Source organism: Kitasatospora sp. NPDC089797 (assembly GCF_040684795.1).
Classification (GTDB): Bacteria; Actinomycetota; Actinomycetes; order Streptomycetales; family Streptomycetaceae; genus Kitasatospora.
Genome location: NZ_JBFBGS010000052.1, coordinates 40,619 through 53,757, shown reverse-complemented (window position 1 = coordinate 53,757; position 13,139 = coordinate 40,619). Strand labels below are relative to the sequence as shown.

Genomic DNA, 13,139 nt, shown 5'->3' with positions numbered 1-13,139 from the left:
CGTCACCCCCGGCGCGTGCTCTTGTGAGGCACATGATCACCTCATCGCTGGCCCGCCTGGCCGCCCCGCTCGCCACCACCGCCGTCCTCCTCCTCGCCGGCGCCGCCCCCGCCCTGGCCCTGCCCGCCGACGTGACCCGCGAGCAGTGCGAGGAGGGCGGCGGCACCGTCCAGGGGGGCGGCTACTGCGTGGGCGCCGTCGGCGAGGACCAGTGGGGCGCGGACATCGACGGCCAGGGCATCGCCTGACCCCGGGCCGCCACCCCTGGCCACCACCCCGAGCCACCGCCCCGAGCCGCCCCCTCCTCGCCCGCGCGTCACCGCGCCGCCCCGCCACCCTCCGTCACCGTCGCACCGCCGGCCGGCGCCCCCACCCGGCGCCGGCCCGGCCTCCGCACCCGCCGATCGTCACCGCCGTCCCACCGTTGTCACCGCCCTGTCGGCGGAACGTCGCGGACCGGTAAAAGCACCACCCCCCGCCCCACGCCCGCGCTGACCAGCCGCTACGCTCTGGCCCGCGCCGCGCCAAGGGGCCGGCGAAACCCGCCACGGGGGGAACCACTGTGCGTTACCTGGTCCGCGACCGCATGTTCGCCTTCCACGAGGAGGCCTGGATCGAGACCGAGCACCGGGAGAAGCTCTACCGGGTCAACCGGAAGTTCTTCCGGCTGCGCCGCACCTTCGTCCTGGTCGACACCCGCGGCGAGCACGTCGCGACCATCGTCCGCAAGGCCCTCACCGTCCACCACACCCTGCTGATCAAGCAGGAGGGCCGACCCACCGCCACGATCAGCAAGAAGCTGTTCGCGCTGTTCGGTGACCGCTTCAAGGTCCGCCTCGGCGACGGCCGCCGGCTGAAGGTCAACGGGAACCTGTGGGACCGCGAGTTCGACATCCGCCACGAGGGCACCACCCTGGCGCACATATCCCGCCGCTGGTTCACCGTCCGCGACGCCTACGCGGTCGACGTGCTCAGCGAGCAGGACGCCCTGGTCCTGGTCGTCCTCGCGGTCTGCGTCGACCACGTGATCGAGGACGCCAAGGGCGACCAGGTGACCAACCTCTGACGGCCGGGCCGCCGGCCGTCACACCCGCGAGGACCCCAACACCACCGGGTCCTCCGCCAGTTCGGCGAGCAGCGCGTCCAGCTTGGCCCGGTCCACCGAGGGCATCACGAACACGTGCACGTAGCTGCGCCGGGTGGCCTCGTCGCCCGGCACCATCACCACGTCCTGGGAGGACAGCGACCACTTGGCGACCAGCTCCGGGCTCGGCTCGCGGAACCGCACCGTGACGGCGCCCGGGGTGCGGGCCGGCCAGAGCTCGACGCCGAGCTCCCGCTCCATCGCGACCAGCCGCCGCTCCAGGTACGCCGCCAGCTCCTGGGCCCCGCGGATCCGCTCCACCTGGTCGCGGTAGGAGTACCGGGACAGGTGGTCCCAGAGGACCAGCGGGGAGAAGCCGTTGCGGGAGCCGGCGAAGGTGGTGTCCGGCGCGCCGATGTAGTCCGGCTGGGACGGCGGGGAGATCTGGTACTTCACCTTGGTCATGTAGATGCCGCACGGCCAGGGCGCCCCCGCCCACTTGTGGCCGCTCATCGCGATCGAGGAGACCATGTCGACCTCGCCGTGCCCGGCGGTGGGCAGCCGCAGGCCGAAGTCGAACTCGGGCAGCTCCGCCTCCGGCGTCCAGCCGTAGCCCTCCGGGTCCGCCGCGGCCAGCCGCAGGAAGGGCGCGTAGCCGGCGCCGAGCGCCCCGTCGACGTGGATCCAGAAGCCGCGGCGCACGTCCACCAGCGGCCGGCCGGTCCGCGGGCAGCGGCCGTAGACCACCTCGCGCCGCACCAGCCCGTACCGCTCGAAGATCGGCAGCAGCCGCTCGCAGACCGCCCGGACGTCGTCGTGGGCGCCCTTGAAGGTGCTGCCGAGGTTGAGGTTGACGAAGACCGGGTGGCCCTTGGCCGCGAAGAACTCGACCAGCACGGCCAGGGCGTCGACGTCGATCTCCCCGGGGCCGTCCCAGGACAGGCCGGACGGGCCCGGGCGGGACGGCACCTCGGTCGGCCAGCTGCGCCGCCCGGTCACCGGGTCGACCAGCGGGCACTCGTCGGGGTACCGCTCCAGCCCGACGGCGTGGAAGGTCTCCACGCCCAGGACGGCGACGGCCTTGGCGAAGGAGTAGTGGGTGTCCTCGGAGTAGAACGCCACCGGGTGGTGGGCGTTCGGGTTCCGCCGGTCCGGGTCGGCCTTGACGTAGCGCAGGGTGTCCAGCGGCGCGGTCGGCGGCTGGATCAGCGCCTTGCCGCTCAGGTAGTCCCGGGCGTTCCAGAGGGCGTACATGTTGCCCTCGGTCGAGCCCATGGACAGCATGTAGCCCCAGTACGACTCCGGGTCGGCCGGGTCGTGCGGCCGCTCGGCGTGCCAGAGCCGCGCGTAGTAGTCGAGCACGGCGCGCTCGACGACCTTGGTGTTGGGCTTGTAGCCGCCGCTCTGGAACGGGTCGCCGAGGTTGTTGATGTTGTTCGGCAGGAACCGGGCGAGGTCCAGCGCGGTGCCCTGCATGTCCTGGGTGGCCTGGTAGCCGACCAGGTGGTCGCGCTTGCGGGTCAGGTACTCGTCCACGGCGTCCAGCGCGCGCAGCCGCCGGTCCTCGTCCAGGCCGCCCTCGGGGAGGGTGAAGGCACCGCCGTCCAGTTCCGGACCGGGGTCGACGGCGGTCTCGGCGAAGGGGAAGGCGGTCGGGCTCATGGGCGGTGCGCTCCGGGGGTGCTCGGTCACGGCAGGGGACGGTCCCCACCGTCGATCGGGATCGTCGGTAAGGACCGTCGGTAAGGATGGAACTTTCGGACGCCCGGGGGAAGCCCCGCCGAAGAACATTCGGCCCCGGCTCGATCGGGTTTGCGATTCTGCGGAACGGGCTGGGATCCTGGCGGGCGTGCCGAACAATCCGCAGGCCCGCCGGGCGCCGGTCGACGACGTCGACCGGGCGATCATCCGTGCCCTGGCCGACAACGCCCGCCTCCCTAACAACGCCCTCGCGGCCGCCGTCGGCATCGCCCCCTCCACCTGCCTGGCCCGGGTCCGCGCCCTCCAGGAACGCGGCACCATCCGCGGCTTCCGCGCCGAACTGGACCCGGCCGCGATCGGCCTGCCGCTCCAGGCGATGATCTCGGTCCGCCTGCGCGCCCACACCCGCGAACAGAACGAGAGCTTCCGCGGCACCGCCCCCGACCTGCCCGGCGTCCTCGCCGTCTTCCACATGGCCGGCTCCGACGACTACCTCCTGCACGTCGGCGTGGCCGGCCCCGAGGCCCTGCGCGACTTCGTCGTCGACCACCTCACCACCCACCCGGCGGTCGCCCAGACCCGCACCAACCTGATCTTCGAACAGATACCGGGCCGCCGGTACCTCGCCCCCGGCCGCTGAGGGCCGTCGGATACCTCGCCCCGGCCGCCGAGGACCGCCGTCGGAGCCCTCCGGGACCCCTCGACGGCCGGGCCGGAAAAGTGGAGCAGATCCGTCCCGACCCCTTGCCAGGCCCAACGTTCCTCCCTACCTTCGTGGTTCGGGATCCCGGGCCGCTCGCACGCCGAGCGCCCGGGGCGGCTGCGACCCGCGCTCATGTCATCGGAGGCACGACAAGAGATCTGGAGGCGTCACATGCCCGCAACCATGACCGAGGAGATCCGCGACGCGGGTCCGCTGCTCATCGACGACGAGACCGTCCGGTTCGAGGACGACGACCACGGCGACCGGGAGGCCACGGCCTGTCTCGCCGACCCGTGGGTGACCGCCACCACCCGGTTCGCCTGCGACTTCAACTCCTGACGGTGACCGGTTCCACCGCCGGCCGCCGCAGCTGGTCCGACGACACCTGGTCGTACCTGACGGACCCGCGGATGCCGGCGGTGGAACACGGTTGGAAGCTGCACCTCTCGGCGCGCCCCGGCGGACTGGCCGAGCTGACCGCGCTGCTGCTGCCGGTGCTGGCGCGGTACGTCTGCCACGCCAAGTGGGCCGCCGGCCCGGAGGTCCTGCGGGAGCTCAACTCCGGTGTGCGCGGCGCCGGTTCGGTCGGCAAGGCGGCCACCGTCTACCCCGCGCCGGGCACCGTGGCCGCGCTCGCCGAGGAGCTCGTCGCGGTGCTGCGCGGCCGGGAAGGCCCCCAGGTCGTCAGCGACCGTCGGGTCGATCCCGAGGCCCCCGTCTACTACCGGTACGGGCCGTTCACCGGCGACTACCGGACCGGGCGCGGCGGACGGCTGGAGTCGGTGATGACCGGCCCGGACGGCCGGCTCTTCGACGGCCTGGCGACCGGCTCCTACCGCTGCCCGCCCTGGGCCGAGGACCCCTTCCCCCGGCGCGCCGCCGGGGCCCCGACCTCCCCCGGCCTCGGCGGCGGCCGCTACCGGGTCACCGCCGGCATCGCCCGCAAGCCCCAGGGGAACGTCTACCGGGCGGTCGACCTGACCGACGGACGGCCGGTGGTCGTCAAACAGGCACGCGCCTTCGTCGCCGAGGACGGGTCCGGTGCGGACGCCCGCACCCGGCTGCACCACGAACGGGCCGTCCTCGCCGCCCTCGACGGCCTCCCCGGTGTGCCCCGGGCGCTCGACTGCTTCCGGCACCGCGAGGACGAGTACCTGGTGATGACCAGTTGCGGCGACCGGGACCTGCGCCGGGAGGTCCAGCAGCACGGCCCGTACGGGCCCGAGCGGCTCGCCGCACTGGCCGAACGGCTGCTCGGCCTCCTGGACGGCATCCACCGGCGGGGCGTGGTGGTCCGCGACCTGAAGCCCGACAACGTCGCGCTGGACGTTGAAGGCCGGTGCCACCTGGTCGACTTCGGGATCAGCGCACTGAACGGCACCGACCCGGACGGCGCGACGCCCGGCTACAGCGCCCCGGTCCGGCGCCCGGCCGGAGTGCCCGCCGAGCCCGCCGACGACCACCACGCCCTGGGCGCGACCCTCGCCTTCGCCGCCACCGGCCTGGACCCGGTGGTCGTCGACCCGGACCCGGCCGTTAACCGGGACCGCACCCTGGCCGGCCTCGGCTGGGCCCTGCCCGGCCCCGAGCACCACCGGTTCCGCGCCCTGATCACCGAGTTGACCAGCCCCGACCCGGCGGTCCGGACGGCCGGCGCCGACCGGCTGCGCGCCGGCCCGAGCGCCGGTCCCAGCACCGGCCCGAGCGCCGGTCCGACCGCTGTGGCCCGCCCCCACCACCCCGCACCACCGCGCGTCGACGCCGACCTGCTGGCCGAGATCCTCGCGCACACCAGCGCCTACTGCGTCGCCGAGGCCCACCGGATCGCCGACCCCGCACTCGCCGCCCGTTCCGCCGTCCCGACCCCGATCGACGTCTACGGCGGCAGCGCGGGCCTCGGCCTGGAACTGCTCCACCACCTCCACCGGCCCGGCGTGCCCGAGGCCGTCGACGCGCTGGCCCGGTGGACGGCGGGCCGGTCCCACAGCCTGCCGCCGGGCTTCTACTCCGGCCGCACCGGCGTCGAACTGTTCCTCGCCGGGGCCGGGATCCCCGCCACCGACCCCGGCGGGCCGCCCGCCCGGGGCCCGGACGGCGGCCCGCCGGAGGCGGACCTCATCGAGGGCGTCGCCGGCATCGGCATCGGCCGCCTGCTGCTCGCCCGGCTCCCCGGAGCCGACCGCGACCGCCACCTCGCCGTGGCCGCCGACTGCGCCCGGCTGCTCGCCTCCGGCCGGGCCCGGCTGTCGGACGCGGGCGCCGACACCCACGGCAGCGCCGCACTGCGCGAGGGGCTGGCGCACGGCACCGCGGGTGTCGCGTACTTCCTGCTGGAGTACGGGAGTTCGAGCGGCGACCCGACGGCCCGGCGGCGGGCCGAACAGGCCTGCGCGCGGCTGGCCGCCGTCACCCCGGGCCTGCTCGCCCGGGCTGCCGCACCGGGGGCGACCCGCCGCTACGGCTCCTGGTGCCGCGGCCTGGCCGGGGTCGGGGCGGTGCTGGTCCGGGCCGCCGACCGGCTGGGCGAGCCCCGGTACCTGGAGCTGGCCCGGCAGTGCGCCCGCGGCTGCGCCGCGCTCGCGCCGCGGATGCCGCTGGTCACCCAGTGCTGCGGCCTCGCCGGGGTCGGCGACCTGCTGGTGGACGTCGCCGTCGCCTCCGGCGACCCCGCCGAGGAGTTCTGGGACGCGGCCCGGACCGTCGCCGCCGTCATCCTCAGCCGCAGCGGCGGCACCCCCGCCCGCCCGGTGTTCCCGGACCCCGGCCTCACCCGGGCGAGCGCCACCTGGGCCGGCGGCTCCGCCGGCGTGCTCGGCTTCCTCCGCCGCCTCCACGGGCGGGGCGGCCCGCGCCTCGGCCTCCTCGACTGACGTCCACCGGAACACCCGGGCCCGCCTCCCCCTCGCCCCCACCGGCCCGGTTGCGTCAGCCCAGTTCCCGTTCGACGAGCGCGCGGAGGCTGCGGGGCGGGCGGCCGGTCAGGCGCCGGACGGTGTCGGTGGTGCGATCCTCGGCGCCCTCGGCGATGGCGCGGTCCATGGCGGCGAGCAGGGCCGCGAACTCGGCGGGGACGGCCACGGCGGTCAGGCGCTCGACCAACTGCTCCGAGGTCAGCTGCCGATGGACGACGGCCCGACCGGTGACGTCGCCGAGGATCGCGGCGACGTCGGTGTAACTCAGGGCCTCCGGACCGGTGATGACGAGATCGGTGTCGGGCGCCCGGAGGTCGGTCAGGGCGTGCACGGCGACGGCGGCGATGTCGTCGGCGTCGACGAAGGCGACCCGGCCCTCGCCGGTAGCCGTCAGCAGGAGGCCGTCGGCCCGCACGCTCTGGGCGTGCGCGTGGTCACCGGTGAAGTTCTGCATGAACCAGGAGGGCCGCAGCACCGCCCACTCCTCGAACAGCTCGGGCAGGGCCTGGTGGACGCGTCCGGTGGCCGGGCCGCCGGCGGGGATCGCGGAGGAGCTGAGCAGCACCGCGCGGCGGACCCCGGCGGCGCGGGCCCGTTCGAGGAAGGGCAGCATGGTGCCGGCCGGTTCCACCGCGCCGACCGGCGGGACGAGGTACACCCGGTCGACGCCGCTCAGTGCCGCCTCGAAGGTCGCGGGGTCGTGCCAGTCGAAGCGGACCGCCTCGGCGCCGTCCGGCGCAGCGGCCCGGCGGCTCGCGGCCTTGACCCGGTGCCCGCGGGCGGCGAGTCGGGCCGTGACGCGGCTGCCGGTGGTACCGGTCGCGCCGATGACCAGGGTGGTGCCGACCTCATGGCCCATGCCGTTCATTCGGTCCGTTCCGCTGATGCCGTCCATGCCCTCCACGGTGCTCATCGGGCGCTCCGGACGAGGTCCGCGGACGCGTCCCGGAGCGCGGCGAGGGGGATCCAACCGGTGATGTCCTCGTCGAGCAGCAGTCGCAGGCTGTGGCGGAAGTGGTCCGCCGCCGACGTGTCGGTGGTCATGGGGGCTCCGTCCCGTACGATACGGACCGCGGGTCCGTTTATGGGCCCGACAATACGGACCGTCGGTCCGTTTTACAACCGGAGGATCCGTGGAACCCGTCGCCGAGCGCCGACCGCGCAAGGACGCGGCCCGCAACCGGGAGGCCGTCCTGGCAGCCGCCGACGACCTCTTCGCCCGGTGCGGGAGCCCCGAGGCCGTCACCATGGCCGACATCGCCGCCGCGGCCGGCGTCGGCAAGGCCACCCTGTTCCGTGGCTTCGGCGACCGCACCGGCCTGATCCACGCCCTCTACGAGGCACGACTGGAGCCGGTCAGGGCGGCGATCGAGACGGGGCCGCCACCGCTCGGCCCCGGCACACCTCCCCTGCAGCGGATCCCCGCCCTGCTCGACGCCGTCCTCTGCTTCAAGCTCGACAACCGCCACCTCGCCCTGGCGCTGGAGTCGTCCGGCGGCGGCGACAGCCCCTACCGGGCACCGCACTACGAGCGCTGGCACCGAACGCTGCAGGCCGTGCTGGAGCAGATCCCCGGGCTCACCGACAACGCCTTCACCGCCCACGCACTGCTCGCCGCCACCCGCGCCGACCTCGTCGAGCACCTCGCCGGCCACGAGCAGGTGCCCCGGGAGCACCTGCGGGCCCAACTCGCGGCCTACACGGCCAGACTCCTGAGCCCCCGTCCGCAGCAGGGGTGAACACGAGTTCCCGGCGCACGGACGCCAGGGGCGGAGGCGACCGCGCCGACGGCCCAGCCGACCGGCCGGGGCAGCGTGCCGCCGCCCCGGCTGCCGACGCGGCCCCGCCTCCGGCGCCTCGCGGAGAGCGTCAGGACGCCGGCTTGAGGACGACCCGGCCGACGAGGTCGGTGCTGTTCTCCAGGAGCGCGTGCGCCCGGTCCGCCTGGGACAGCGGAAACCGTGCGGCGATCCGGATGCCGATCAGCCCCTGGGCCAGCAGGTCCAGGACCGCGAGGGCGTCGCGATGGCGGGCACCGCGCACACCGACGACGGTCATCTCCAGGCGGGTGAAATCGCTCATCGTGAGCGGCAGGTGTCCGCCCGTGCGCTGGTTGCCCGCCGCCGGACAGATCGTGCCGCCCAACCTCAGGGCGTCGACCGCCAGTCGGAAGAGGTCCGCGTCACCGGTGAAGTCGACGGCGTGGTCGAACCCGGTTCCGGCGGTCCACTCCCGTAGCTCGGCCGCGGCCGCGGCCCGATCGGCGGTGATCACCACGTGGTCCGCGCCCGTCTCCTTCAGGAGAGCGGCCTTGTCGGCGTGCCGGGTCGTCACGACGACCCGGGCGCCGGCCATCCGGGCCAGGCGAACGGTGGCCTCCCCCATCCCTCCGGAGGCGCCGCACACCAACACGGTTTCGCCGAGCCGCACGCGCAACCGGTCCAGGACGAGGCGGTGCGAGGTCGCATAGGGCCAGAGCAGCACCGCCGCCTGCTCCAGGTCGACGTGGTCCGGCAGCGGCAGCCAGAGCCGCTGGTCACGCACCAGGTACTGCGCGTACGAGCCCAGACCTGCGTGGCCGGGCACGTCGACTCCGGTCGACAGGTTGCCCAGGCCCCGGTGGGTCTCCGACGCGTACGGATTCTCCGGGTGCACCACAGCGACGACCGGGTCCCCCGGCCGGAACCCGGCCACCTCGTCCCCCACCGCCACGACGGTGCCCGCGGCCTCGCGGCCGAGTTGCTGCGGCATCGGCAGCGCGCGCCGGCCGGGCAGCCGCTCCCCGGACAGTTGCCCCGAGCGGTACTTCAGGTCCCAGCCCGAGACCGAGGCGGTGTCGACGGCGACCATGACGTCGCGGGGGCCCAGGGGCGGGAGCGGATAGTCGGCATGGACCAACTGCTCGGGTCCGCCGTGCTCGAAGACCCGAACCGCCTTCGTGGTGGTGGGCATCTGACTGTGCGTGGTCATCAGTGAGCCTTTCCGGGATGGGGAGCGGCCGGCACCGGCCTGGAGGGGGTTCTGTGCAACGCGCCCGGCCACGCGGCCGGCGCCTCGGCGGGCTCAGCGGTGGGCTCAGCGGTCCTTCGGCGGAATGACCGGCACGAGCAGGTAGGAGGGGTGGCGCCCGCCGGTGTGCAGCGAGTTGATGCCCGTGAAGGGGGCCCGGTCGGCGGGGTCGTCGTGCCGGAAGCGGGTGGGATCGGTGCGGTCGGCGGCCTGGATCACCAGCCCCAGCCGGTGGCCCGCCGTGAAGACCCGGCTGGTGGGCAGGATCTCGACCGCCGCCTCGACCGGGACCCCGGGCTCCAGCGGGCTGCGGGTGTCATGACGGTGCACCGGGCGGTAGGGCTCGGACCGGTCCTCGTCCAGCTCGCGGTGCGAGACCCGGAGCCAGCCCTTCACCAGCGGGCCGCGGTTGCCGATGCCCGACGCGTCCTCGAAGGTCACCTCCTTGCCCTCGGGGTCGATGTCGATCAGCGTCACGAACAGGTCCATGTCCTCGGTGTCCGCACTCACCCACACGTGCAGCGCGGACGGGCCGGTGAGTTCGACGTCCGCGGTGAACGGGGCGGTGAGCAGCGTGACGGCCCCTCCGGGCGCCGGATAGTCCACCCGCGCCTCGGCGGCGGGAGCCTCGGCGTCCAGGCTGCCGCGCTCGGCGTCCAGGTACAGCCGGGTCCACTCGGTGCGCGCGATCGGCCATTCGGTCTCGGTGCGCACGTAGCAGCCGCGCGGATCGCGGATGGTCAGGCGCACCGGGGGCTCGTCCTGCCAGGCCGTCTCGTCGCCGGCGACGAAGCGGTCCAGGAAGCGCTTCTGGTAGCGCCGGCCCTCCTCGGTGTAGAAGGGCGTGAAGTGGTTGCCGTCGTGGATCTCCAGCCACTTGTGGGTGGAGCCCGCGCCGAGGTAGCCCTCGATGTTGCCGCGCAGGTGCAGCGGGTAGCTGGTCCAGTTGCCCGAGGACAGCACCGGCACGGTGATCTTCGAGAGGTCGGCCTCGCGGGCCCGGTAGTAGTCGCGCAGCAGGGCGTGCGCGCGGAACTCGGCCGGCAGGTCGGCGTTGCCGTCCACGGCGCGGTTCGGGTTCGGCGCGCCGGCGGGCAGTGCGCTCTGGTTGCCGGTGATCTGACGGGTCCACCACTCGTCGGTGAACCGGTTGCTCAGGATGCCGCCGTGGTGCGACCAGTCGCGGTAGACGTCGATCGCGCCCTCCCACGGCACGATCGCGGCCAGGTGCGGCGGCTGCTGCGCCGCGACGTGCCACTGTCCGACGGCGTAGTAGGAGATGCCCAGCAGGCCGACCTTCCCGGTGCTCCAGTCCTGCACCCCGGCCCACTCGATCGCGTCGTGGTAGTCCTCCCACTCGGTGGGCGAGAACAGCGCCATCCTCCCCTCGGAGTGCCCGGTGCCGCGCTGGTCGACCCGGACCAGGGCGTAGCCGCGCGGCACCCACCAGTCGGGGTTGGGCGTCTCCCAGGTCATGTGGGGGCCGCGCTCGTCGATCAGCCCGTAGGCGTGCGCGTTGAAGTCGGCGAAGTGGATGTCCTTGCCGTACGGGCCGTGCACCATCAGGACGGGGTGCGGGCCCGGCGCCGCGGGGCGGAACACGTCGGCGCGGAGCACGGTGCCGTCCCGGGTGGGGACGGGCACGTCCTTCTCGATCGTCATCTCGACCGCATCGGACATCGGGGCCTCCTCGAACCTTGCGCGAATCTCAAGTGGTTTATAAAGTACTTTACATCGACGGAGAGCGCAACGAGGAGGACCGCCATGACCGGCATCACCCATCTGCGAAGCATCGACCTCGCGGCCACCGACCCCGCCGCACTGCTGCCCTTCTACGAACAGACCTGGGGCCTCGAACAGGTCCCCGACCCGACCGCGCCCACCGGGGGAATCGCCCTGCGGGCCCGCGGCACCGAACACCACGTGCTGCGGCTGGTGCCGGGCGCCGGGCGCGCACTCGGGCGGATCGCGCTCGGCGCGGCGACCCCCGCCGACGTCGACCGGATCGCGGCGCGGGTCCGCGCGGCCGGCGCGGCCGTACTCACCGGGCCCGGTCCGCGGGCCGACGGCGGCTACGCGGTCGAGTTCACCGATCCGGAGGGCCGCGTGCTCGAGGTCGGCGCCGGCCTACCGGAGCACCGTGAACCCGCGCGCCGGGACTTCGGCCCGGACCGGCTCAGCCACGTCGTGCTGAACTCGCCGGACCTGGGCGCCGCCAAGGCCTTCTACACCGACGTGCTGGGCTTCACCGTCTCCGACACCTACGAGGACGACCAGATGGTCTTCCTGCGCTGCAACTCCCAGCACCACTGCCTGGTGCTGGCGCCGGGCGAGTGGACCACGCTGAACCACGTCGCCTTCGAGGTCCGCGACACCGACGAGGTGATGCGGTCGCTGGGCCGGATGCGCCGGGCCGGATTCGACGCCCTCTGGGGTCCGGGCCGTCACGGACCGGGCGGGAACGTCTTCTGCTACTTCCAGGATCCGGTCGGCAACGTCATCGAGTACACCTCGGACCTGATCGAGGTCGGCCCCGACTGGCAGGCCCGTGCCTGGCCCCGCACCCAGGAGAACGCCGACGTCTGGGGCACCGGCGGCGGCATCACCCCCGCCGTCGCCCGCGCGATGGCCAACCCCCCGACAGGCGCGCAGCGGTGAAGGCGATCGTGATGGACCGGTTCGGCCCGCCCGGGGTGCTGCGCACCGCGCAGCTGCCCGACCCCGAGCCCGGCCCCGGCGAGGTGCGGGTGCGGGTCGGCGCGGCGACGGTCTCCCGTACGAAGGACGTCGCCGCCCGGGCCGGCCGGCCACCGTTCGCGGAACGGATCCGCACCTTCCCGCACGTGCTCGGCACCGAGCACGCCGGCCTCGTCGACGCGGTCGGCGAGGGGGTGGACACCGCCCTGCTCGGTGCCCGGGTCGCGGTCTCCTCGGCGCTCACCTGCGGGCGGTGCCGGTACTGCGTGCAGGGCCGCGAGGAGGCCTGCCCCGCATTCCGCCTGCTCGGCGTCCACCGCCCCGGGAGCTACGCCGAGTTCACCGTCGTCCCGGCGGTCAACGTCCAGGTGGTCCCGGACGGGATCACCCTGCCCCAGGCCGCCTCACTGGCCGTCAACGGCGGCGTCGCCTCGGCGCAGCTGGCCGTGGGCGGCGCCGGACCGGACACGACGGTGCTGGTGCTCGGGGCCGGCGGTGCGCTCGGCTCGACCGTCGCCGCGCTGGCGGCCTTCCGCGGCAGCCGGGTGATCGCGCTCGGGCGGGACCCTGGCCGACTGGCCGGGCTGCCGCTGGCCGCCGCGATCGACTCCGGCACGGACGACGTGACCGAGCGGCTCCGGTCGGCCGCCGGTCCCGACGGAATCGACTGCGTCGTGGACAACCTCGGGGACGGGACGCTGTGGGACGCCTACCTGCCCGCGCTGGCCCGGGCCGCGGTGGTGGTGGTCTCCGGCGCGCTCACCGATGATCCGGTGCCGCTGCGCTTCCGGCAGCTGTACCTCCACAGCCGTTCGGTCGTCGGCGTGCGCACCGGCAACCGGACGCACCGCGATAACCTCTGGAGCGAGGTGTCCGCCGGGTTCCGGCCGCCGGAGGACTTCGTCCAGCCCACCCCCTGGGACCGCGCCGTCGACGCCCACACCCGGATCGAGGCCGGACGGGCCGGCGGCCAGATCGTGCTCGAGTTCCCGGGGGTCACCGAAGAGCCGCGCCGATGACCCAGAGAGGCCCA

13 protein-coding genes are annotated in these 13,139 nt (G+C 74.4%); 8 read left to right on the top strand and 5 right to left on the bottom strand.

Annotated features, from left to right (window positions below; genetic code table 11):
* The first annotated feature begins 32 nt into the window (after nucleotides 1-32).
* Nucleotides 33-248, top strand: coding sequence for a hypothetical protein (locus tag AB0O91_RS32790; protein WP_363441054.1), 216 nt, complete (start codon nucleotides 33-35; stop codon nucleotides 246-248).
* Between the two features lie 314 nt (nucleotides 249-562).
* Complete coding sequence (locus AB0O91_RS32785; protein WP_363441052.1) at nucleotides 563-1,066, top strand: LURP-one-related family protein; 504 nt, start codon at nucleotides 563-565, stop codon at nucleotides 1,064-1,066.
* Nucleotides 1,067-1,084: 18 nt separating this feature from the next.
* Here the strand turns inward: AB0O91_RS32785 and AB0O91_RS32780 are convergent, their stop codons facing one another.
* Complete coding sequence (locus AB0O91_RS32780; RefSeq protein WP_363441050.1) at nucleotides 1,085-2,746, bottom strand: histidine decarboxylase; 1,662 nt, start codon at nucleotides 2,744-2,746, stop codon at nucleotides 1,085-1,087.
* A gap of 187 nt (nucleotides 2,747-2,933) precedes the next feature.
* Between AB0O91_RS32780 and AB0O91_RS32775 the strand changes: the two genes are divergently transcribed.
* From AB0O91_RS32775 to lanL, 3 genes are all read left to right on the top strand, one after another.
* Entirely contained in the window at nucleotides 2,934-3,425 is a 492-nt protein-coding gene (locus tag AB0O91_RS32775; RefSeq protein WP_363441048.1) for an Lrp/AsnC family transcriptional regulator, read from the top strand.
* 234 nt (nucleotides 3,426-3,659) lie between these two features.
* Nucleotides 3,660-3,827 carry an SflA family class IV lanthipeptide gene (locus tag AB0O91_RS32770; RefSeq protein ID WP_363441046.1) on the top strand — a complete coding sequence of 56 codons (168 nt, stop codon included), beginning with the start codon at nucleotides 3,660-3,662 and terminating at the stop codon, nucleotides 3,825-3,827.
* 2 nt (nucleotides 3,828-3,829) lie between these two features.
* Nucleotides 3,830-6,358: a class IV lanthionine synthetase LanL gene (gene lanL, locus AB0O91_RS32765; protein WP_363441044.1), complete on the top strand. Its 2,529-nt coding sequence runs from the start codon at nucleotides 3,830-3,832 to the stop codon at nucleotides 6,356-6,358.
* A 55-nt stretch (nucleotides 6,359-6,413) separates the two neighbouring features.
* Here the strand turns inward: lanL and AB0O91_RS32760 are convergent, their stop codons facing one another.
* Nucleotides 6,414-7,259, bottom strand: coding sequence for an NAD(P)H-binding protein (locus AB0O91_RS32760; protein WP_363441084.1), 846 nt, complete (start codon nucleotides 7,257-7,259; stop codon nucleotides 6,414-6,416).
* Between the two features lie 50 nt (nucleotides 7,260-7,309).
* The gene (locus AB0O91_RS32755) at nucleotides 7,310-7,444 is read right to left on the bottom strand and encodes a hypothetical protein (protein WP_363441042.1); all 135 of its coding nucleotides are present in this window, start codon (nucleotides 7,442-7,444) and stop codon (nucleotides 7,310-7,312) included.
* Between the two features lie 89 nt (nucleotides 7,445-7,533).
* Between AB0O91_RS32755 and AB0O91_RS32750 the strand changes: the two genes are divergently transcribed.
* A complete protein-coding gene (locus AB0O91_RS32750; RefSeq protein ID WP_363441040.1) occupies nucleotides 7,534-8,139 on the top strand; it encodes a helix-turn-helix domain-containing protein in 606 nt (201 codons plus the stop codon).
* Between the two features lie 130 nt (nucleotides 8,140-8,269).
* Here the strand turns inward: AB0O91_RS32750 and AB0O91_RS32745 are convergent, their stop codons facing one another.
* On the bottom strand, nucleotides 8,270-9,370 hold the full coding sequence (locus AB0O91_RS32745; protein ID WP_363441038.1) for a zinc-binding alcohol dehydrogenase family protein: 1,101 nt from the start codon (nucleotides 9,368-9,370) through the stop codon (nucleotides 8,270-8,272).
* 105 nt (nucleotides 9,371-9,475) lie between these two features.
* The gene (locus AB0O91_RS32740) at nucleotides 9,476-11,089 is read right to left on the bottom strand and encodes a CocE/NonD family hydrolase (protein WP_363441036.1); all 1,614 of its coding nucleotides are present in this window, start codon (nucleotides 11,087-11,089) and stop codon (nucleotides 9,476-9,478) included.
* A gap of 84 nt (nucleotides 11,090-11,173) precedes the next feature.
* Here AB0O91_RS32740 and AB0O91_RS32735 point away from each other — a divergent pair, with 84 nt between their 5' ends.
* Nucleotides 11,174-12,067, top strand: coding sequence for a VOC family protein (locus tag AB0O91_RS32735; RefSeq protein ID WP_363441034.1), 894 nt, complete (start codon nucleotides 11,174-11,176; stop codon nucleotides 12,065-12,067).
* Complete coding sequence (locus AB0O91_RS32730) at nucleotides 12,064-13,125, top strand: alcohol dehydrogenase catalytic domain-containing protein (RefSeq protein WP_363441031.1); 1,062 nt, start codon at nucleotides 12,064-12,066, stop codon at nucleotides 13,123-13,125. The genes AB0O91_RS32735 and AB0O91_RS32730 overlap by 4 nt, the downstream gene beginning before the upstream one ends.
* Nucleotides 13,126-13,139: the final 14 nt, after the last annotated feature.